This window comes from Maritalea mobilis, from assembly GCF_019800885.1.
GTDB lineage: Bacteria > Pseudomonadota > Alphaproteobacteria > Rhodobacterales > Rhodobacteraceae > Roseibacterium > Roseibacterium beibuensis.
This window is the reverse complement of the sequence record NZ_JAHVKE010000001.1, coordinates 1,652,909-1,674,976: the sequence shown is the minus strand read 5'-3', so window position 1 is coordinate 1,674,976 and position 22,068 is coordinate 1,652,909. Positions and strand designations below refer to the sequence as shown.

Annotated in this window: 16 protein-coding genes; 8 read left to right on the top strand and 8 right to left on the bottom strand. The window is 67.7% G+C overall.

From position 1 onward, the window contains the following. Positions 1-11 precede the first annotated feature (11 nt). The 3 genes from xdhC to xdhA are packed head-to-tail and all read right to left on the bottom strand — an operon-like array spanning position 12 to position 4,581. Entirely contained in the window at positions 12-779 is a 768-nt protein-coding gene (gene xdhC, locus KUV65_RS08105; protein WP_222189258.1) for a xanthine dehydrogenase accessory protein XdhC, read from the bottom strand. Then, entirely contained in the window at positions 776-3,214 is a 2,439-nt protein-coding gene (gene xdhB / locus KUV65_RS08100) for a xanthine dehydrogenase molybdopterin binding subunit (protein WP_222189256.1), read from the bottom strand. The genes xdhC and xdhB overlap by 4 nt, the downstream gene beginning before the upstream one ends. Continuing rightward, entirely contained in the window at positions 3,211-4,581 is a 1,371-nt protein-coding gene (xdhA, locus tag KUV65_RS08095; RefSeq protein ID WP_222189254.1) for a xanthine dehydrogenase small subunit, read from the bottom strand. The genes xdhB and xdhA overlap by 4 nt, the downstream gene beginning before the upstream one ends. A 224-nt stretch (positions 4,582-4,805) precedes the next feature. Here xdhA and KUV65_RS08090 point away from each other — a divergent pair, with 224 nt between their 5' ends. Together KUV65_RS08090 and dnaE are read left to right on the top strand one after the other, a co-directional pair. After that, complete coding sequence (locus tag KUV65_RS08090; protein WP_222189252.1) at positions 4,806-5,609, top strand: DUF6544 family protein; 804 nt, start codon at positions 4,806-4,808, stop codon at positions 5,607-5,609. A gap of 89 nt (positions 5,610-5,698) precedes the next feature. Beyond that, positions 5,699-9,229 carry a DNA polymerase III subunit alpha gene (gene dnaE / locus KUV65_RS08085; RefSeq protein ID WP_222189250.1) on the top strand — a complete coding sequence of 1,177 codons (3,531 nt, stop codon included), beginning with the start codon at positions 5,699-5,701 and terminating at the stop codon, positions 9,227-9,229. Between the two features lie 10 nt (positions 9,230-9,239). Here dnaE and KUV65_RS08080 read toward each other — a convergent pair whose 3' ends face one another. Continuing rightward, positions 9,240-9,848: a hypothetical protein gene (locus tag KUV65_RS08080; protein ID WP_222189240.1), complete on the bottom strand. Its 609-nt coding sequence runs from the start codon at positions 9,846-9,848 to the stop codon at positions 9,240-9,242. A 55-nt stretch (positions 9,849-9,903) separates the two neighbouring features. Continuing rightward, entirely contained in the window at positions 9,904-10,335 is a 432-nt protein-coding gene (locus KUV65_RS08075) for a hypothetical protein (protein ID WP_222189238.1), read from the bottom strand. Between the two features lie 133 nt (positions 10,336-10,468). On the opposite strand from KUV65_RS08075, the gene KUV65_RS08070 reads away from it, so the two are divergent. Further along, positions 10,469-11,683 (top strand): MFS transporter, encoded by a 1,215-nt coding sequence (locus KUV65_RS08070; RefSeq protein WP_222189236.1) that lies wholly within the window; start codon positions 10,469-10,471, stop codon positions 11,681-11,683. Positions 11,684-11,772: 89 nt separating this feature from the next. Here KUV65_RS08070 and KUV65_RS08065 read toward each other — a convergent pair whose 3' ends face one another. Beyond that, a complete protein-coding gene (locus KUV65_RS08065; protein ID WP_222189234.1) occupies positions 11,773-11,976 on the bottom strand; it encodes a SlyX family protein in 204 nt (67 codons plus the stop codon). A gap of 187 nt (positions 11,977-12,163) precedes the next feature. Here KUV65_RS08065 and hisS point away from each other — a divergent pair, with 187 nt between their 5' ends. Genes hisS through hisG form a run of 3 tightly spaced genes read left to right on the top strand, consistent with a single transcriptional unit; the run spans position 12,164 to position 15,455 of the window. Beyond that, a complete protein-coding gene (hisS, locus tag KUV65_RS08060) occupies positions 12,164-13,657 on the top strand; it encodes a histidine--tRNA ligase (protein WP_222189232.1) in 1,494 nt (497 codons plus the stop codon). Then, positions 13,654-14,766, top strand: coding sequence for an ATP phosphoribosyltransferase regulatory subunit (locus tag KUV65_RS08055; RefSeq protein ID WP_222189230.1), 1,113 nt, complete (start codon positions 13,654-13,656; stop codon positions 14,764-14,766). The genes hisS and KUV65_RS08055 overlap by 4 nt, the downstream gene beginning before the upstream one ends. Continuing rightward, entirely contained in the window at positions 14,763-15,455 is a 693-nt protein-coding gene (gene hisG / locus KUV65_RS08050; RefSeq protein WP_222189229.1) for an ATP phosphoribosyltransferase, read from the top strand. The genes KUV65_RS08055 and hisG overlap by 4 nt, the downstream gene beginning before the upstream one ends. 50 nt (positions 15,456-15,505) lie before the next feature. Here the strand turns inward: hisG and KUV65_RS08045 are convergent, their stop codons facing one another. After that, a complete protein-coding gene (locus KUV65_RS08045) occupies positions 15,506-15,931 on the bottom strand; it encodes a DUF1489 family protein (protein ID WP_222189228.1) in 426 nt (141 codons plus the stop codon). Between the two features lie 159 nt (positions 15,932-16,090). On the opposite strand from KUV65_RS08045, the gene KUV65_RS08040 reads away from it, so the two are divergent. Continuing rightward, a complete protein-coding gene (locus KUV65_RS08040) occupies positions 16,091-17,092 on the top strand; it encodes an MBL fold metallo-hydrolase (RefSeq protein WP_222189219.1) in 1,002 nt (333 codons plus the stop codon). 79 nt (positions 17,093-17,171) lie between these two features. Next, a complete protein-coding gene (locus KUV65_RS08035) occupies positions 17,172-19,445 on the top strand; it encodes an adenosylcobalamin-dependent ribonucleoside-diphosphate reductase (protein ID WP_222189216.1) in 2,274 nt (757 codons plus the stop codon). Here KUV65_RS08035 and KUV65_RS08030 read toward each other — a convergent pair. Continuing rightward, positions 19,442-21,985, bottom strand: coding sequence for a cation-translocating P-type ATPase (locus KUV65_RS08030; protein ID WP_222189214.1), 2,544 nt, complete (start codon positions 21,983-21,985; stop codon positions 19,442-19,444). The genes KUV65_RS08035 and KUV65_RS08030 overlap by 4 nt on opposite strands. Positions 21,986-22,068 lie beyond the last annotated feature (83 nt).

Below are 22,068 nucleotides of genomic sequence, written 5' to 3'. Positions count from 1 at the left end.
GTGGCGTCCCTTCATGTCCCCTGATGTCCCCCGTCCGGCAGTTTTGCCGAATCCTTGTGCATTTGCCCTTTCAGTAGCCTTGCAGCGACCCCAACGGCAATGGCTTGGGGGTGTTTCCCAAGGCTCGGGTCGCCAATCGGGCAGGTAATGCGCGAAATTTCAGCATCTTCGTGCCCCAGCGCGGCAAGCCGCGAGCGAAAGCGCGCCCATTTGGTGGCCGACCCGATCACCCCGCAACTTGCGAACCCGTGGGTCAGCGCGGCATGGCACAGCGCAAGGTCGATCTCGTGGCTGTAGGTCAGGATCAGGTGATGCGCGCCGGTCGGGGCATGGGCCATCGCACGCGGCGGCTCGGCGGCAATCAGGCGCGTGACGCCGTCGGGCAGGTCATCGGGAAAGCGGTCGGGCGCGGTGTCGATCCAGGTGATGCTGAAGCCGGGCAGGGGGGCGAGCGTCGTGACGATGGCGCGGCCCACATGCCCCGCGCCCCAGACCCAGAGCGGCGTGCCCTCGGGCCGCGCGATCCCCTCGGCCGCCTCGAAACGCAGCGTCACCGCCCCGCCGCAGCATTGCCCGAGCGCGGGGCCAAGCGCGATGGTGCGCTCTGCCTGCACCTCGCCCGCCGCGATCATGCGCCGGGCAGTCTCCATCGCCTCCCATTCCAGCGCACCGCCGCCGATGGTGCCAAGGGTGCGGTCCGCAAAGACGAGCATCGCCGCCCCCGCCTCGCGCGGGGCGGAGCCGCGCGTGCCCGTCACCGTGACGCGGATGCCGCTCACGCCGTGCCCTTGGCCCGCTTGACGGCGGCCAGAACGGCCTCGGGCGTGGCGGGGGCTTGCAGGTCGGGGAAGTTCGGGCCGCAGGCGGCACAGGCGTTGCCCAGGGCCGAAAACACGCTGATCCCCAGCATGAAGGGCGGCTCGCCCACGGCCTTCGAGCGATAGATCGTGTCCTCGCGATTCTCATCCTGCCAGAGCGCGACGTTGAACACCCAGGGCCGGTCGGAACAGGCGGGGATCTTGTAGGTCGAGGGCGCATGCGTGCGCAGCCGCCCCGCGTCATCCCACACCAGTTCCTCCATCGTCAGCCAGCCCGCGCCCTGCACGAAGCCGCCTTCGATCTGCCCGATATCCAGCGCCGGGTTCAGCGAGGCGCCTGCGTCATGCAGGATATCGGTGCGCAGCACCCGGTTCTCGCCCGTCAGCGTGTCGATCACCACCTCGGAACAGGCGACGCCATAGGCGAAATAGAAGAACGGCCGCCCCTGTCCCTTGATCCGGTCCCACGCGATCTTGGGGGTCTTGTAGAACCCCGTCGCCGACAGGCTGAAGCGCGCCATGTAGGTACGCTTCACTGCCTCGTCGAACGGCATCGAGGCCCCGCCCGCGATCACCTGCCCGTCTTCGAACACCACGCTGGCGGGGTCGGCCTGCAACTCCTCGGCCACCACAGCGGCGATGCGGCCCCTGATCTCGTCGCAGGCGGCCTTGACCGCCATGCCGTTCAAATCGCTGCCGGAACTGGCCGCCGTGGCCGAAGTGTTGGGCACCTTGCCCGTATCGGTGGCCGTGATCTTGACCCGGTCGATCCCCACGCCGAACCGGTCGGCGGCCACCTGCGCCACCTTCTGAAACAGGCCTTGGCCCATCTCGGTCCCGCCGTGGTTCATGTGGATCGAGCCGTCCTGGTAGACATGCACCAGCGCGCCCGCCTGGTTCAGATGGGTCAGCGTGAAGGAGATGCCGAATTTCACCGGCGTCATCGCGATCCCGCGCTTGAGCACGGGGTTCTCGGCGTTCCACGCGGCGACCCGGGCGCGGCGTCCGTCCCAATCGCTCGCCTTGGCCAGCGCCTCGGTCATCGGGTGCAGGATGAAATCCTCGACCTCCATGCCATAAGGCGTGGTATTGCCAAACTCGGTGCTGGGCACCGGCGAATGCGCCCCGCCAAAGCGCGTGGCATGACCCGCGCCGGTCTCGACCTTGACCGAGCCGCGCCCGGCCAGATCGGCGGTCTCCAGCCGCCCGCCCGGCGTCGCAACGGCGGCTTCGCCGTCCTGTCCACTGCCCTTGGCCGGCGCATAGTAATTCAGGCGGCGCAGTTCCAACGGGTCCACGCCAAGGCTGTGGGCGATATGGTCCATCACCCGCTCGATGCCCACCATCCCCTGCGGCCCGCCAAACCCGCGAAAGGCCGTGGCGCTTTGCGTGTTGGTCTTCAACCGGTGCGAGGTGATCCGCGCCGCCGGCAGCAGATAAGCATTATCGGCATGCAGCATCGCGCGGTCGGCCACCGGCAGCGACAGGTCCATGGCCCAGCCGCAGCGGATATACTGGGTAAAGTCGATCCCCGTGATTTTCCCCTCGGCATCCACCCCCGCGCGATAATCGATCCGCGCATCATGCCGTTTGCCGGTCACGACGAAATCGTCGTCGCGGTCATAGCGCATCTTGGCGGGCCGCCCGGTGCGCGCGGCCACCAGCGCGCAGGCGATGGCGAGGTGATTCCCCTGGCTTTCCTTGCCGCCAAAGCCGCCGCCCATGCGCCGCACCTCGACCCTCACGCCATGCATCGGGATCCCCAACGCATCGGCCACCTTGTGCTGGATTTCCGTCGGGTGTTGCGAGGAAGAGTGCACGATCATGTCGCCCCCTTCCTGCGGCAGGGCGAGGGCGGATTGCCCTTCGAGGTAGAAATGCTCCTGCCCGCCCATCTCGATCCGGCCCTCGATGACATGAACGGCGCGGGCCAGCCCGGCCTCGACGTCGCCCTTGGCATAGACGCGCGGCCCGTCCTCGAACCGGCTGTCGGCGGCCATGGCCGCGTCGATGGTCAGGATGGGGGCCTCTTCCGCGATTTCGACACGCGCCTTCGCCGCCGCCTTGCGCGCCAGCAGGTGAGAGCTCGCCGCGACAAGGAAGATCGGCTGCCCCGCGTAATGGATCGTGCCGTCGGACAGCAGCGGTTCGTCATGGTTGGACGGGCTGCAATCGGGGTTGGGGCTCAGGTCCTCGGCAGACAGGACTGCGACAACCCCTTCGGCGCTCCGCACCGCGTCCAGATCCAGCGCCGTGATCCGCCCCTTCGCCACGGTGGACAGGCCAAAAGCCAGGTGCAGGCAATCGGCAGGCGTCGGGATGTCATCGACATAGCGCGCCGCGCCCGTCACATGCAGGCGGGCGGCGTCATGGGGCAGGGGCTTGTGCACGCTCATGGCCGCACCTCCAGCGCCGAGGTGGGCACGCCCGCGCTGTCGTGGAAGGCCCGCCGCAGCATGTTCTGCGCCGTTTCCAGCCGGTAGGCGGCCGAGGCGCGCATGTCGCTCATCGGGGTGTAATCCTGCGCGAAGGCGGGCAGGGCGGCGGCGATCGTCGCCTCGGTCCAGGGTTGGCCGGTCAGCGCGGCCTCGACACGGGCGGCGCGTTTCGGCGTCCCCGCCATGCCGCCGAAGGCGATGCGCGCCGAGGTCACCGTGCCCCGTTCGACCACGATGTTGAACGCACCGCAGACGGCGGAGATATCCTGATCGAACCGTTTCGACAGCTTGTAGACCCGCAGCGTGTCGGGCTGGACCGGGATGCTGACCGCTTCGACGAATTCCCCCGGCGCGCGGTCCTGCTTGCCGTAGTCGATAAAGAACTCTTCGAGCGGCAGGCTGCGCCGCGCCGCGCCTTTGCGCAGGTGCAGCGTCGCCCCTAGCGCGATCAGCGCTGGTGGGCTGTCCCCGATGGGCGAGCCATTGGCGATATTGCCCCCCACCGTCGCCGCATTGCGCACCTGGACCGAGCCGTATCGGCGGATCATCTCGGCCAGGCTTGGATGCCGGTCGGCGATGAACGCTCCGAACTCGGCCACACTGGTCATTGCCCCGACGCGGATTGTTTCGCCATCGGTAACAATCCCCTTCAGATCGGCGCATTGGTTCAGGAATGCGATGGGCGACAGGTCACGTAGACCCTTTGTCACCCACAGCCCCACATCGGTTGCCCCGGCGATCAGCGTGGCATCGGGGTTGGCCGCGTACCACTCGGCCAGATCGTCCGAGGTCCGGGGAATGAAGGGCGTTTCCGGCGCGGGCGCATCCGGCAGTGCGGCCAGGTCTTCGTGCATCCACGCGGGCACCGGCGCGCCCTCGGTGGCCTCGGCGGCACGGATGATCGGAGCGTAGCCTGTGCAGCGGCACAGGTTCCCCGCCAGTTGGTCGTCGTGATCCGTCCGCCCATTCAGATGCGCGGTCGCCATCGAGACGACGAACCCCGGCGTGCAGAACCCGCATTGCGACCCGTGATGGTCGATCATCGCCTGTTGCATCGGGTGCAGGTCGCCATCGGGCCCCGAAAGCCCTTCGACCGTGCGCACGGCCTTGCCGTCCAGTTGCGGCAAAAACAGGATGCAGGCGTTCAGCGCGCGCGCCCCGTCCTGATCCGTCACCATCACCGTGCAGGCGCCGCAATCGCCCTCGTTGCAGCCTTCCTTGGTGCCGGTCAGGTGCCGTTCCTCGCGCAGCCAGTCGAGCAGCGTCACCGTGGGGGCGGCCTCGACCACCTGTGCCTCGCCGTTCAGCAGAAAGCGGATCGCCATGGATGTCTTCCGCCGCGCTACCCTGATGGGGTGGTCGTCCGGCCCTCGATGCGGCGTAGAGGGCGGCCCCGTCCGTGCGTTGACCAGATGGTAGAAAACCGGGGCGGGGCGGGCAATGCAAGCCTTGCGTCGGGTCGGTTGCCCTTCTGACGTGCGATTGCGCGCGAAATGGGCAATCATGGCCCCAGGTGTTCGCGCAATCCAGCGGGGTGGAGTGACTCGTCATGTGGGGCCTGGGGGCGGTTCTGATCGGTCTGGCGCTGGGCGTTGGGCTCCAGCAATGGCTGGCCCGTCGCTTCGCCGGCGATGCCAAGGCGCTGGGCGAGCGTGTGCTGCGCGGGCGCACGGTCGGGCGCGGCGACCCGCCCGCCATCCTGCGCATGCGCGCCGAGGGGAACGGGGCAGGCGGCACCTGGCGCGCCGCCCGCCTGACGCAGGAGGCCGAGATGCGGCTTGGCCCCGACAAGCCCTGGGCCGCGATCACGGCCGAGCAGGTGATCGGCCTGGGGCAGCCGGGCTTTGTCTGGACCGCCAGGCAGGGCCGTGGCCCCGTTCCGAAGATCGTGGTGGTGGATGCCTATGCAGGCGCGCGCGGGCGGCTGCGGGCCGCGCTGTTGGGCGCGGTCAACGTGGCCGATGCCTCCGGCCCTGAAATGGACCGGGCCGAGGCGATGCGCTACCTCGCCGAACTGCCCTGGGCGCCCGACGCGGTTTTGGGCAATCCCGATATCCGCTGGCGCGACGGGCCGGATGGCAGCATCGAGGCCGGGCTGGCCGTGGGCGGGTCCGTCGCCTGGGTCCGCTTCCACCTCGACGCGGTGGGCGACATCGTGGCGGTCGAGGCCGACCGCCCCGAGCGCACGCAGGACGGCACCGTGATCCTGCGGCCCTGGCGCGGAGAGTTCCGCGAGTATGGCGAGATCGGCGGACGGCGCATGCCGCTCTCGGCCGAGGTCGGTTATATCTACGACGACGGCTACCACGCCTATTGGCGCGGGCGCATCACCGGCTACGAATTGATCAGGTGACGCGACCCCTCGGGGTTATCCACAGCCTCGCCACCAGATGATGTGGTTTGACGGTTCCCTCGCGGGCAGGCTTTGGCTAGCGTGAGCGCATGGCCGATCCCCGATTCATTCATCTCCGACTGCACACCGAGTATTCGTTGCTGGAAGGCGCGATGCGGGTCAAGAAACTGCCCGGCATGGTCGCGGATGCCGGCATGCCCGCCGTCGCGGTGACTGACACGAACAACATGTTCTGCGCGTTGGAGTTTTCCGAAACGGCGGCCAAGGCCGGGGTGCAGCCCATCATCGGCTGCCAGTTGGACGTGGACTATGCGCCCGTTCAGCCCGGTGAACGTCCGAATCCGCCCGCCGCCATCGTCCTGCTGGCCCAGAACGAGGCGGGCTACAAGAACCTGATGAAGCTGAACTCCGCGCTTTACCTGCGCGGCGATGGCAGCTTTCCGCATGTGACGCTGGAGGAACTGGCACAGCATGGCGAGGGGCTGATCTGCCTCTCTGGCGGACCCGAGGGGCCGGTGGGCCAATTCCTGCGGGTCGGCAACACGGGGCGGGCGCGGGCGCTGTTGGAACGGATGGCCTCGATCTATCCCGACCGGCTCTATGTCGAATTGCAGCGGCACCCGGGCGAGGGCGGCCTGCCCGAGACCGAGGCCCAGACCGAGCGCGGCCATGTCGAACTGGCCTACGAGTTGAACCTGCCGCTGGTCGCCACCAACGATGTCTATTTCCCCAAGGCCGAGATGTACGAGGCGCATGACGCGCTGATCTGCATCGCCGAGGGTGCCTATATCGACCAGTCCGAGCCGCGCCGTCGCCTGACCCCGCAACACCATTTCAAGACACCCGAGGAGATGGCCGCGCTCTTCGCCGATCTGCCCGAGGCGCTGGAAAACACCGTCGAGATCGCGCGGCGCTGCGCCTTTCGCGCGCGCACGCACCCGCCGATCCTGCCGCGCTTCGCCGATGACGAGGTCGAGGAATTGCGCCGCCAGGCGCATGAGGGCCTGCACGCCCGCCTTGCCGTCATCCCCCACGCGGATACCGTCGAGGCCTATGAAAAACGGCTCGAATTCGAGCTTGGCATCATCGAGGGGATGGGCTTCCCGGGGTACTTCCTGATCGTGGCCGACTTCATCAAATGGGCCAAGGATCATGACATTCCGGTCGGGCCGGGGCGCGGTTCGGGTGCGGGTTCACTCGTGGCCTACGCGCTGACCATCACCGACCTCGACCCCCTGCGCTACAGCTTGCTCTTCGAACGCTTCCTGAACCCCGAACGCGTGTCGATGCCCGACTTCGACATCGACTTCTGCATGGACCGCCGCGAAGAGGTCATCCGCTACGTGCAGGAGAAATACGGTCGCGACCGGGTGGGCCAGATCATCACCTTCGGCGCGCTTCTGTCCAAGGCCGCCGTGCGCGACGTGGGCCGCGTGTTGCAAATGCCGTTCGGCCAGGTCGACCGCCTGTCCAAGATGATTCCGGTCGAAGGGGTGAAGCCCGTCTCGATCGCGCAAGCCATCAAGGACGAGCCGCGTTTCATCGAGGAAATGCGCGAGACCGAGCAGGACAAGCGCGATGGCCGCGTGAACCCCACGCGCCGCCTGATGGATTACGCCGAGAAGATCGAGGGCCTGCTCAGGAATGCCTCGACCCACGCCGCCGGCGTCGTGATCGGCGACCGCCCGCTGGATGAGCTTGTGCCGCTCTACCGCGATCCGCGCTCCGACATGCCGGCCACGCAGTTCAACATGAAATGGGTCGAACCCGCGGGCCTGGTGAAATTCGACTTCCTCGGTCTCAAGACCCTGACGGTGGTGCAGAACGCCATCGACCTGATCCATGCCTCGGGGCGGCAGCTGCACGAGGCGCCGGACGGCAGCACCATCTACCAGCCGCCCGAGGGGGCCGAGAACCAGATCAACGCCATCCCGCTGGATGACCCCGCCACCTACGCCCTTTACGCCAGCGCCAAGACGGTCGCCGTGTTCCAGGTGGAAAGCTCGGGCATGATGGATGCGCTGCGGCGCATGAAACCCACCTGCATCGAGGATATCGTCGCGCTCGTGGCGCTCTACCGCCCCGGCCCGATGGAGAACATCCCGAAATACTGCGAGGTGAAGAACGGCATTTCCGACCGCGACCGCCTGCATCCGCTGATCGACCATATCCTCGACGAGACGCAGGGCATCATCGTCTACCAGGAACAGGTGATGCAGATCGCGCAGGAAATGGCGGGCTACAGCCTCGGCGGCGCCGACCTGCTGCGCCGCGCCATGGGCAAGAAGATCAAGGAGGCGATGGACGCCGAACGCCCCAAGTTCCTCGAAGGCTCCGCCAAGAACGGGGTGGACGAGGCCAAGGCGCTCGAAGTCTGGAACCTATTGGAAAAATTCGCCAACTACGGCTTCAACAAGTCCCACGCCGCCGCCTATGCCGTGGTCAGCTACCAGACCGCGTGGCTCAAGGCGAACCACCCGGTCGAGTTCATGGCCGCCGTCATGAATTGCGATATCCACCTCACCGACAAGTTGGGCATCTACAAGCAGGAGGTCGACCGCCTCGGCATCGAGACCGTGCCGCCCTGCGTCAACCGCTCGGCCGCGACCTTCACCGTGAAGGACGGCAAGATCCTCTACGCGCTCGGCGCGCTGAAGAACGTGGGCGTCGAGGCGATGCGCATGATCGTCGAGGCGCGCCAGACCGAGCGCGGCGAAAAACCCTTTGCCACGCTCTTCGATTTCGCCCGCCGCGTGGATCTCAAGCGCGTCGGCAAACGCTCGCTCGAAATGCTTGCCCGTGCCGGGGCCTTCGACGATCTCGACCGCAACCGCGCGCGCGTCTTCGCCGCGCTCGACGCGCTGACGGCCTATTCCGCCGCAATCCACGAGCAGAAGGCCAGCAATCAGGTCAGCCTGTTCGGCGAAGCGGGCGAGGACCTGCCCGAACCGCGCCTGCCCGACCCGACCGACTGGCTCCCGAACGAGAGGCTCGCCAACGAACACCAGGCCGTTGGCTTCTACTTCTCCGGCCACCCGCTGGACGATTACCTGCCCGCCCTGAAACGGCGCGGGGTGCTGACCCTGGCCGAGGTCGAACAGCGCGTGCAGGGCGGCGCCTTCGTCACCAAGATGGCAGGCGCCGTCTCGGTCCGGCAGGAACGCAAAAGCCAGCGCGGCAACCGCTTCGCCTTCGTCTCGCTGTCGGACCCCACAGGCCTGTACGAGGTCACCGTCTTCTCCGACGTGCTCGAGGCCAGCCGCCAGCACCTCGAAACCGGCTCGAACGTCATTCTGCAGGTCAAGGCGGAGCTGGAAAGTGACCAGCTCAAGCTGCTCGCCGCCGCCGTGCAGCCCGTCGATGACGGCATCGCCGCCGAAGCGGGCGGCCTGCGCGTCTTCATCGAGGACCCGCGCGGCGTCGAAACGGTCTCGACCCTTCTCGAACATGCCCGGGACGAGGCGATGCGCTCGGCCAAGGGGCCGATCCACATGTGCCTGTTGCACCCCGACCTGCCCGGCGAGGTCGAGGTTCTCCTCGGCGACGACTTCCCCGTCTCTCCCCAGATCAAGGGCGCCCTGCGCAGCCTCGAAGGGGTGGTGACGGTCGAAGAGGTTTAAACGGCGTCTTTCACCGGGTCAGGTTCGGAGCCAAACCTGCCTGCCATTCAAAGAAACGCAGGACATTGCGCGGCTGGTTTCTGGCACTGAACGCACGTTGCACCGCGTTCGGCGTCGCACAGGAGAAAAGCTCACTGCCATTGGTCCCCACCACCGATACACAGATGCCCGGGTAGCTACTGTCAATCTCGCCGCTGTAGAGCTGCCAGTATCCGATGGATACCGTGTTGCCGGTCAAATTGCAGACCTGAACCACACTGGAGCCGCCATCCCACGCGTATTGACGAATGGCGGCAATGGGTCCGAACCCGGACGGTGCATTCACGCGCGCCCAGCCGACGGCACTCCCGGCGGAACACCTGGGCGATGCGTTGGCCGGGGTCACAGCCACGAAGGCAGCAATTCCAAAAGCAAGAATGGAAAGAAAAAAACGGTGCATTTCGATCTCCAGCAGTAAAAAGAACGCACGTTCCTTCTTTACCCTGCACGAATAGTTGATCGAATAAAGCAAATTCTTGTCCCGCCGGCGCAAGCCCTCGGCCTGAATCGCGTGCAAACACCGTTCGAGTTCTCCAATGCAATGGCTGGGCCTGCGGGCGCGGAAACCTGTCCGCACCATGGGCTGTTCTCAGCCCGCCAACCCTGTCGCTCAAGGCGATGATCGTGTGACGGCCTCACTCGGTGATGTTCGCCATCACCTCCGCCTGCCAGTCCTCGAAGCGCAGGATCGACTCCTCTGTGCCGGGCGTGGCGGCATAGGCGGCCGCGACCACCTCGGGCGTCGCGCAAGAGAACATCTCGGCCCCGTCCTCCCCGGTCAGGCGGATGCAGATGCCGCCATGGGCCTCGCTGATCTCGCCCGAGAACAAGTACCAGAATTCCGCGAAATCGCCGGTGCTCGACAGAAGGTTGCACACCTCGACGATCCCGTCCGCGCCATCCCAGGCGAATTGCGTGGCGATCTCGACCGGGGCCATCTCGGGCAAGGTCAGATGCGCCTCGGCGACGTATTCCCCGGCGGAACAGACCGGTTGCGCCGCGGCGGGAAGGGCGAGGGCTGCCAGGACAGGCAGGGCGAGGGCGGGGGAGAAGACGGACTTTTTCATGGGGCCGAGGTAAGGCGGTGTCGCAATGCCCTGTCAACCTTGCAGGATGGGCCGTGGCGGGGAAAATCAGGCAGACAGCGACACCCGCTCACCGCGCTTCCCATTCACGGGGCGACGCCCTACCGTCGCCGCCATGAGCCAGACCCTCGACAGCCGCACCTCCTGGATCCGCCTTGCCCTCAGCCTAGCCCTGTCGCTGATCGGCAATGTGGGGATGTGGGCGATCATCGTGATCCTGCCGGCGGTGCAGGCCGAATTCGGGCTGGACCGCGCGGATGCCTCGATCCCCTACACCCTGACCATGCTGGGCTTTGCACTGGGCAATTTCCTGATCGGCGGCTGGGTGGACCGCTGGGGCGTCTCGCGTGCGCTCGCCGTCTCGGCGCTGATGATCGCGGGCAATTTCGGCGCGGCGGCGCTCGCCCCGAACCTGTGGACCCTCAGCGCGGTGCAGGCGGTGATCGGGTTCGCCACGGCGGCCAGCTTTGGCCCGCTGATCGCCGATGTCAGCCAATGGTTCCTGAAACGGCGCGGCATCGCCGTCGCCATCATCGCCAGCGGCAACTACCTGTCCGGCGCGATCTGGCCGCTGATCCTGGCCGATATCCTGGCCGGGCCGGGCTGGCGCGCGGCCTATCTGGTCATCGCGGCCACCGCGCTGGCGGTCATGCTGCCGATGACATGGGCCTTGCGCAAACCGCTCCCCGAGGAGGCCATGCGCGCCTCGGAGACGGCCGCAGCCCTTCGCGCCCGCACCAGCGGCCTCTCGCCGCGCATGCTGACCTGGGCGCTGGCGGCGGCGGGGATCGGCTGCTGCGTGGCCATGTCCATGCCGCAGGTCCATATCGTCGCCTATTGCGTCGATCTCGGCTACGGCCCCGCCGTGGGCGCGGAGATGCTCAGCCTGATGCTTCTGGGCGGGGTCGGCTCGCGGCTGGTGTCGGGCCTTCTCGCGGACAGGCTCGGCGGGGTGCTGACCCTGCTGATCGGATCGACCCTGCAAATGCTGGCGCTCTTCCTCTACCTGCCGACGACCGGCCTCATGCCGCTTTACATAGTCAGCCTCGTCTTCGGCCTGGCGCAGGGCGGCATCGTGCCCTCCTATGCGCTGATCGTGCGCGAATACCTCCCCCCGAAAGAGGCCGGCGCTCGTGTCGGCTTCGTCATCATGGCGACGATCCTGGGCATGGCGCTGGGCGGCTGGATGTCGGGCTGGATCTACGATCTGACCGGCAGCTATCGCTGGGCGTTTCTCAACGGCATCGCCTTCAACGCGCTCAACATCGCGATCATGCTGGGCATCCTGCTCCGCTCCCGCCCGCGCAAACCCGCCATGGCCGCCGCCTGACGCCCGTTAAGGTTAACGCGCGCGGCCCTGCCCATCTTTATCCCCTGAAAATGCCGGGGGCTTGGGGGCAGAGCCCCCAAATCGGCCGCTCACCAATGCGGCGGCTTCTGGTCGGCCAGCGGCACGGTGCCGCCCTGCTCCAACTCGCGCTCTGCCTCGCGCTCCATCAGCATGCCGACCCGCCGGGACAGCCGGGTGATCTCGGCATCCTGCCGCGCCACCACCTCGGACAACTCGTCGACCACGCGGGTCAGATGTGCCAGCGCTTCTTCCAGCTTGTCCGTCTCCGCCATCGCCCAGCCTCCTGCCTTTGCGCCACCCTTGCGTATGCACGGGGTGTGTACGGGATGTGTACGCCCTGTGCACGGCGATTTTGCATCGCTTCGCGCCCCGTCGCGGCCTGGCCCCCGCACTCGCCTTGCCCATCCGCCGCCCCTCGGATAGAGGGGGCGCGACCCTGAAAAACCTCCGCGATCCAGCATGGCCAAGCAAAAGAAACAGCCCCGCCCCAAGGCGGAAACGCCCAAGGGCTTCCGCGACTATTTCGGCGCCGAGGTGACCGAGCGGCAAGAGATGCTGCGCCAGATCGCCGAGGTCTATGACCGCTATGGATTCGATCCTCTGGAGACCAGCGCGGTCGAGACGGTCGAAGCCCTGGGCAAGTTCCTGCCCGACGTGGACCGCCCCAACGCGGGCGTCTTCGCGTTCCAGGAAGACGGGGGCTCGGATGACGGCACCTGGCTGGCCCTGCGCTATGACATGACCGCGCCCTTGGCCCGCGTCGCGGCGCAGTTCCGCAACGACCTGCCGAACCCCTACCGCCGCTACACGATGGGCCCCGTCTGGCGCAATGAAAAGCCCGGACCGGGCCGGTTTCGGCAGTTTTATCAATGCGATGCGGATACGGTCGGCGCGGCCAGCGTGGCCGCGGATGCCGAGATCTGCGCCATGCTCGCCGACACGCTCGAGGCCGTGGGCATCCCGCGCGGTGACTACATCGTGCGCGTCAACAACCGCAAGGTCCTGAACGGTGTGCTCGAGGTGGCGGGCCTGTCCGGTGACGACCAGGAGCACGAGCGCGGCATCGTCCTGCGCGCCATCGACAAGCTGGACAAGTTCGGCCCGGACGGCGTGCGCCTGCTTTTGGGTGAAGGGCGGATGGACGAGTCCGGCGATTTCACCAAGGGCGCAGGGCTGAGCGAGGCGCAGGCCGATACGATCATGGGCTTCATGGACGCCAAGCGCGACAGCGGGGCCGAGACGGTCGCCCGCCTGCGCGAACTGGTCCAAGGCTCGGATGTGGGGGCCAAGGGCGTCGAAGAACTCGAAACCATCGCCGAGCTTCTCGCCGCCCAAGGCTATGGCCCTGATCGCATCGTTATCGACCCCTCCGTCGTGCGCGGCCTTGGCTACTATACCGGCCCGGTCTACGAGGCCGAGTTGACCTTCGAGATCACCGACGAAAAGGGCCGCCCGCGCCAGTTCGGCAGCGTGGCGGGCGGCGGGCGTTACGACGACCTCGTCAAGCGTTTCACGGGGCAGGAGGTGCCGGCGACCGGCGTCTCCATCGGGGTCGACCGTCTGCTGGCCGCGCTGCGCGCCAAGGGCCGCATCCACGGCACCCGGCAGGGGCCGGTCATCGTGACGGTGATGGATCGCGACCGCATGGCCGACTACCAGGCGATGGCCAGCGACTTGCGCGCGGCGGGCATCCGGGCCGAGGTCTATCTCGGCAACCCCAAGAATTTCGGCAACCAGTTGAAATACGCCGACAAACGCGAAAGCCCCGTCGCCGTGATCCAGGGCTCGGACGAGAAGGACCGCGGCGTGGTGCAGCTCAAGGACCTGATCCTCGGCGCGAAGCTGGCGCAGGACGCCACGCTGGAGGAATGGAAAAGCCAGCCCGCCCAGACCGAGGTTTCCCGCGCCGATCTTGTGCAAGAAGTCCGCGCCATGATGGAGCGTCACGGGTGAGGGACAAGGCCGCCATTCGCGCCGAGGCCGAGGCGCTGGCCTCGGTCTTTTCCGAGGCGGGCGCGGTGCCCGTCGAGGCGCCGCTGATGCTGTCGGCGGACACGCTTCTCGACCTCTATGGCGAGGATATCCGCGCGCGCGCCTACACCACCGACGACCCCGACCGGGGCGAGATGATGCTGCGCCCGGATTTCACCGTTCCGGTGGTGCAAAGCCACACGGAAAACGGGGCCGAGCCCGCGCGCTACACTTATCTGGGTGAGGTGTTCCGCAAGCAGCCCGCCGGGTCGGGCCGCCCCACGGAATACCTGCAGCTGGGGTACGAGCTGTTCGACCGGACGGACCCGGCGCGCGCCGATGCCGAGGTCTTCGCCCTGTTCGTCAAGGCGCTCGAAGGCCTTGGCCTGCGCGCCGTGACCGGGGATATCGGCATCCTTCTGGCCGCGATCGAAACGCTTTCCACCACCGAACCGCGCAAGGCCGCGTTGCGCCGCCATGTCTGGCGCCCGCGCCGGTTCCGCGCGCTGCTCGACCGCTACACCGGTCGGGCCGATCCGCCCGCCGGGCGCGCGGCGCTGCTGAAGGCCGTGCGCAAGCACGGCGTCGAGGCGGTGATCGCCGGGGCCGGCCCCGCCGTGGGGCTGCGCGGCACGCCGGAAATCGCCGAGCGGGTCGAACGCCTGCTGGCCGATGCCGACACGCCCCCCATCGGCACGGCCGAGGCCGAGGTGCTGTCCGAGATCCTCAGCCTGCGCGCGCCGCTGCCGCAGGCTTGCGACCGTCTGTGGGACATGACCGTGGACCTGCCCGGCCTGACCCAGGCCGTCGAACGCTTCGCCGCGCGGATCGAGGCGCTGGCAGGTGCCGGGCTGGACCCGGCCAGCCTGCCGTTCGAGGCCAGCTACGGGCGCACCACGATGGAATATTACGACGGCTTCGTCTTCGGCTTCCTCGCCGATGGCCGCCCCGACCTGCCCCCCGTCGCCACGGGCGGGCGCTACGATGCGCTGACCGCGATCCTGGGCGATGGCCGCGCGATCCCGGCGGTGGGCGGCGTGATCCGCCCCGAACTGGTGCACCAGTTGAAAACCGGGGAGGGCGCGGCATGAGCATCCGGCTGGGCGTGCCCTCGAAGGGGCGGCTGATGGACAAGACCTTTGCCTGGTTCGCCGAGCGCGGGATCGAGATGCGCCGCACCGGGTCCGAGCGTGAATACGCCGCCGAAGTCGCGGGCGCGGATATCGACCTGCGGCTTCTGTCGGCGGGCGAGATTCCGCGCGAACTGGCCTCGGGGCGCATCCATCTGGGCGTGACCGGCAGCGACCTCGTGCAGGAACGCATCCCGGCCTGGGAGCAGGCGGTCGAAGTCGTTGCGGAAATGGGCTTCGGCCATGCCGACCTGATCGTGGCGGTGCCGACCTGCTGGGTCGATGTCTCGACCCTCGACGATCTGGATGCGGTCGCGGCGCAGTTCCGCCAGCGGCACGGGTATCGTCTGCGCATCGCCACCAAGTATCACCGGCTGGTCCGCGATTTCCTGCGCGAAGCGGGCGTGGCCGATTACCGGCTGGTCGACAGCCAGGGCGCGACCGAGGGCACGGTGGCCCATGGAACGGCCGAGGCGATCGCCGACATCACCTCGACCGGAGAGACCTTGCGCGCCAATAACCTGAAAATTCTCGAAGATGGGCTGATCCACCGCTCCGAAGCGACCCTGTTCCGGGCGCGCGGGGCAGAGTGGACTGAGAATGAACGCGGGGCACTCGCGGAGTTTTACGAGCAACTCGGCCTCGACTAGGACCCGCGCAATATAAAGGCGCATCCATCAGGCTGACTGGTGTTCGCCTTTCAAAGAACGCCGATCTCGGCCAGGGCGTTTTCCAGTTCGGGTGGCAGGGCCTCTTCCTGCTCGCGGCCCGGGGGCAGGTCGCGCGGCGCATCTTCGGGGCGCAGGTAGCGCCAGCCCTGGAACGGGCGTTTCGGGGTCGAGGCCACGCGAACCGTCGCCGGGTCCAGAACGATGCCGCAGCGCGAGATCCCGTCGCCACGATCCACCGGGTCGAGCCGCAGGATCGGCTGGCGGCACAGTATCAGCCCTTTGAACACCCAGTAGAGCGACCCGCCGTCCAGAACCTCCTCGGCGCGCTTGGGCCACATGCGCGTGACATGGCGCGGCAGGCCGTCCGGTCCCTTGGCGCGGGCGGTGGCCTGCCATGCGGTCAAGTCCTCGACGCGCTCGGCGCCAACGCAGAGTTTCACAAGATGAACGGTCACGGCAGCCTCCTGACCCAATACCTAGCGCGCCCGCAGCGGCGGGAAAAGGGGCGGACCGGTCCTGGGCGCGACAATCCGGTGTGTTGTCGCCGTGACCCGGCTGGTGTCCGGTATGCACGGGAAAAAGGAAGGGTCCGGGCCGGGTGGGGCGGCCAAGACATGTCACTGTGCGTTTCGCGTATCCGGAAGCGATTGGCCTGCCTTCTTGTGCTGGGCCTCGCGGGCTGCGGGCTGGCCACGCCGGGGACCGCGCCCGAGGACGCACCACGCCTCGTGTCGCCGTTCCGCGAAACGGCCCTTGTCGTCAGCGCGGCGCGCAGCACCCTCGCCCCGCCCGGCCCTGCGCAGAGGCCTGCCGTAGTCGAGGTTTCGCCGATGGCGTGGCGCGACGGCACGGTCACATGGCTCGGCCATGCGAGCCTTCTGGTGCGGCAAGCCGGGCAGTCCATCCTCATCGACCCGGTTCTCGACACATCCGACGAGGGCCGGGTCGCGCTGCTGAGGCGGGTCGGTACCCCGGCGGACCTGTCGGGCCTGGATCGGCTGGATGCAGTGCTGATCACCCACGATCACCGCGACCATTTCGACAGTTCGAGTTTGGCGATGCTGGCCGCCCGCTTTCCCGAGGCGCGGCTGATCCTGCCGCGCGATGCCGCCCTGCGCACGGCGCTGCCCTTCGCGTCGGTCGAGCGGGTCGATCCGTGGCAGGACCTGCACCTCGGCGCCCTGCACGTCACCGCCGTGCCTGTCGTTCACCACGGAAGCTCCCCCGCCTTCGCTGGGTTGGGGCCGCGCTCTCTCGCGCTTGGCTATGCGTTGCGCGGGGGCGGGCGCGCGGTGCTTGCGGCGGGCGACACGGGGCTTGGGCCGGTCTTCAGCGAGATCGGGGCGCGATTGGGCCCCTTTGACCTTGCCATGGTGCCCATCGCCTCGGGGGATCCGGCCTCGGTCTTCGGGCATATGCATGCCAGCCCCGAGGATGCCGTCACCATCGCCACCCGGCTGCGCGCGCGCCGGGCGATGCCGATCCATTGGGGCATGTTCCCGGTGATCCGCGTGCCGCACGGCCCGGTCGTCGACCGTTTCGTCGCCGCAGCGCAGGCGGCTGACATGCCGACGATCGTGCTGCCCGTTGGGGGAACTGTCCCGATCCGCCCCTGAGATCCGCGCCGGTCGTTGACCGGTAGGGGCAGTGCATCTATCTTGCGGTGCCCGACCCCAAGCCCATCAGGATGTTGTCATGACTCGCTTTGCCGCCCCGATCGCCGAGCAGATCTGGGACATGAAATACCGCATGAAATCAGCCGATGGCGCGCCCATCGACCAGACGGTCGAGGATACGTGGCGCCGCATCGCGCGGGCGCTGGCCAGCGTCGAGGATCAGCCCGCCGGGTACGAGGGGGCCTTTTACGACGCGCTGGAGGACTTCAAGTACCTGCCGGCAGGCCGGATCGTGGCGGGCGCGGGCACGGGGCGGTCGGTGACGCTGTTCAACTGCTTCGTCATGGGCACCATCCCCGATTCCATGTCGGGCATCTTCGACGCGCTGAAAGAGGCCGCGCTGACCATGCAGCAGGGCGGGGGGATCGGCTACGATTTCTCGACCATCCGGCCCAAGGGCGCGCCGGTGGCGGGCGTGGCTGCCGATGCCTCGGGGCCGCTCTCGTTCATGGATGTCTGGGACGCCATGTGCCGCACCATCATGTCGGCGGGCAGCCGGCGCGGGGCGATGATGGCGACGATGCGCTGCGACCATCCCGATATCGAGGATTTCATCGCGGCCAAGTCCGACCCCGCCCGCCTGCGCATGTTCAACATGTCCGTGCTGGTCACCGACCCGTTCATGGAGGCGGTGAAGGCCGACGGCTCGTGGGAATTGCAGTTCGACGGCAAGGTCTATCACACCGTGCAGGCCCGCGACCTTTGGAACCGGATCATGCGCGCGACCTATGACTATGCCGAGCCCGGCGTGATCTTCATCGACCGCATCAATGCCGAGAACAACCTGTCCTATGCCGAGGAGATCGCGGCGACGAACCCCTGCGGCGAGCAACCATTGCCGCCCTACGGCGCCTGCCTTCTGGGGTCGATCAACCTCGCGCGGCTGGTGGACCGCCCGTTCGAGGCGGGGGCCGAGATCCCCGATGCCGCGCTGGATGACCTTGTGGCCACCGCCATCCGCATGATGGACAACGTCGTCGATGCCTCGCGCTTCCCGCTGGAGGCGCAGGCGCAGGAGGCGCAGGCGAAACGCCGGATCGGGCTTGGCGTGACCGGCCTTGCCGATGCGCTGGCCATGGTTGGCCTGCGCTACGGATCGGAAGAGGGCGCGGCGCAAACCGGCCGCTGGATGCAGGCCATCGCCAATGCCAGCTACCGCGCCTCGGCCCTGCTGGCGAAGGAAAAGGGCACTTTCCCGCTCTACGATGCGGCGGCCTATGCCAAGGCCCCGATGATCACGCGGCTCGACCCGGAGGTGCAGGCGCTGATCGCCGAGCACGGGCTGCGCAACGCGCTGCTGACCTCCATCGCGCCCACGGGCACGATCAGCCTGTTCGCGGGCAATGTCTCCAGCGGGATCGAACCGATCTTCGCCAATTCCTACACGCGCAAGGTGCTGCAACCCGACGGCACCCGCACCGAGGAAGAGGTCGTCGATTACGCCGTCGCCCTGTGGCGCGACCTGAAGGGCGACGCACCCCTGCCGGATCATTTCGTCACCGCGCAGGATCTCGCCCCGCTGGAGCATGTCCGCATGCAGGCCGCGGCCCAACCCTGGATCGACAGCTCGATTTCCAAGACGATCAACGTCCCCGCCGATATCGATTTCCAGAGCTTCAAGGACGTCTATCTCGAAGCCTACGAGACCGGCTGCAAGGGCTGCACCACCTACCGCCCCAACGACGTGACGGGCAGCGTGCTGAGCGTTTCGGAAACCGACAGCAAGGACGAGGGCGCGCGCGCGGTCGAGGCCGCCTCGGGCGAGATCGTCTACATGTCCGAACCACTCGACCGGCCGCAAAGCCTGGAGGGGCACACCTACAAGCTGAAATGGCCCGACAGCGAGCACGCACTCTACATCACGATCAACGATATCGTGTTGAGCGGGCATCGCCGCCCCTTCGAGGTGTTCATCAACTCCAAGAACATGGAGCATTACGCCTGGACCGTTGCGCTGACGCGGATGATTTCGGCGGTGTTCCGGCGCGGCGGCGACGTGAGCTTCGTCGTCGAGGAGTTGAAGGCCGTTTTCGACCCGCGCGGCGGCGCGTGGATGCAGGGCAAATACGTGCCTTCGATCCTTGCGGCCATCGGCGGCGTGATCGAGCGGCACCTGATCTCCATCGGGTTCATCGAGGGGGAGGGGATGGGCCTGAAATCCGACCCGCAAGCCGAGGTGGTCAATCTCGGCCAACGCCCCGGACCGGCCTGCCCGCATTGCGGCCAGTACGACATGCGCATGGTCGAAGGCTGCTTGACCTGCGGCAGTTGCGGCTACTCGAAATGCGGCTAAGCCGCGCGTGACAGGCTTTTGACCAGTTCCGGCACGACCAGCAGGGGCACCGCCAGCACCAGGATGCTGCCCCAGTGGTCGAGGCTGAGCGGCGCGGTGTGTAGCAGGGTCTGTATCGGCGGCCAGTAGACGGCCGCGATCTGGGCCAGCACCATCGCGGAAAAGGCCATCCATAGCGCCGGATTCGACGTCCAGCCGAGGCGCCAGCAGGGCGTCCGAAGCGATCGGAAGGCGAAGACGCTGGTTTTCTCGAACAGGACCATCCCCGTGAAGGCGGCCGTCCGCGCGACCTCGACCCCCTGGTCGAGCAGCGAATAGAAAAGCCACAGGCTGGCCCCCGCCGTGTAGAGGCCGAAGGCCAGGATCACGGGCAACGCGGACAGGCCGAGCAGATGCATGCGCGGATCGCGCGGCGGCACGCGCATCTGCCCGGGTTCGGGTTTTTCCAACCCCAAGGAAATCGCCGTCACGCCATCGGTGACGAGGTTCATCCAGAGGATCTGCGTCGGCAGGAAGATCAGCGGCCCGCCGAGGCTGAGGTTGACCAGCAGCGCAAGAACCTCGCCGGTATTCGAGGCCAGCAGGTAGCGCACGAACTTGCGGATGTTCTCGAACTGGCGGCGGCCCTCGGCCACGGCGCCGACGATGGTCGCGTAATTGTCGTCAAGCACCACGAGATCGGACGCATCCTTGGCGACCTCGGTGCCGCGAATGCCCATGGCAAGGCCGATATCGGCGCGTTTGAGCGCCGGCGCGTCGTTGACCCCGTCGCCGGTCATGGCGACGATGGCGCCCCCGTCCTGCAAGGCGGCCACGATGCGCAACTTGTCCTCGGGCTGGACCCGGGCGAAGACGACGTTTTCCCGCAGCGCCTCGGCGAGGGCGGCGTCCTCCATGCCGGCCAGATCATCGCTCGTCAGAACGCGATCGCCGGGAATGGCCAGTTTCTCCGCGATGTTCATGGCGGTGGCCGGATGGTCGCCGGTGATCATCACGGTTCGGATGCCCGCGCGCGCGGCGAGGGCGACCGCGTCGCGCACCTCGGGGCGGGGCGGGTCGACAAGGCCGACGAGGCCCAGGAACACCAGCCCCTCTTCGACGATCGGCTCGGACGCCCCGGGGCTGTAGGCCAGCGCGATGGTGCGCAACCCGCGCCCGGCCATCGCCTCGACCTCTGCCGCGATCTCGTCCCTAAGGGTAGGGGGCATCGGGGCGGGGCCCTCTGCCCGGTCGATCCGGTCGCAAATGGCCAGGATCTGTTCCGGAGCGCCCTTGCAGTGCAGCACCATGCCCGCGCCCGTCCGCTCCAGCACGCTCATGCGCTTGCGGTCACTGCTGAAGGGCAACTCCTCGACGATGCTGTCGCGGTCCACCGGGTCGGCCCAGGCCTTGGCCGCCAGCGTGGCAAGCGCGCCTTCGGTGGGCTCGCCGACCATGTCCCACTGGTCGCCGCGCCGGACCAACCGGGCGTGAGAGCAGATCTGCGCGGTCTGGGACAGTCGCGCCAGGACGGGGTCGTCCTCGGCCCGGGTTTTCTGCCCGTCGCGGGCGATATGCCCGGCCGGGTCATAGCCGCTGCCGGTCACCTCGTAGCGCGCCTCGGCGGTGCGGATGACGCGGGCGGTCATCTTGTTCTCGGTCAGCGTGCCGGTCTTGTCGGTGCAAATGACGCTCGCCGCCCCCAGCGTTTCGATGGCTTGCAGGTTGCGCACCAGCGCGTTGCGGCGCGCCATCGCGCCGGCGCCAAGCGCAAGGGTCACGGTGACGACCGCCGGCAAGCCTTCGGGGACCATCGCCACGGCCAGCGACAGGCCCAGCATGAAGACATCGGCCAAAGGCCGGTCCGTCAGAAGCGCGGCGACGGCGACCACACCGGCCACGCCGACGGCCAGCAGCCCCAACTGCCGCGCGAGGCCCTGCAACTCGCGTTGCAACTGGGTCTGCGCATCGCTGACGGTGGCCGTCAGCGTGGCGATCTTGCCGAACCGCGTCTGCTGGCCGATGGCGGTGACGCAGACCTCGGCATGGCCGCGCAGGACCGTCGTGCCCGAGGCGACGGACTCTCCGGCGGCGCGCGAGACGGGCACCGACTCGCCCGTCAGCACGCTTTCATCGATCAGAAGCCCGGCCTCGTGCAGGATGTCGGCATCGGCCGGAACCCGGTCGCCCTCGGCCAGGATCACGAGGTCACCGGGCAAAAGCTCTCGCGCGGGGATGGTGCGGCGCAGGCCATCGCGCACCACGACGGCGGCGGGCGACAGCATCTTGCGTAAGGCCTGCATGGTCGTCTCGGCGCGCCATTCCTGCACGAAGCCGAGGATCGCGTTCAGCACGACGACCGCGATGATGGCGATGAAATCCCCGATCTCCCCCAGGAGAAGGGAAATCGCCGCCGCCGCGATCAGCAACAGCACCAGCAGGTTCATCACCTGGTTGGCCAGCAAGGCCAGCGGCGAGGCCCGGGGCGGCTCGGGCAGTTCGTTCCAACCGTGCTGCGCCCGCAGGTCGGGCACGGATTTGTCGCTGAGACCGTGGTGCATCGCCTGGGTCCTGTTCCGGCGTTCGGGTCCGAGGGTATCGCGACGGTGGCGCGCAACGTTGATCCGGGTCAAGGGCGGCCGCG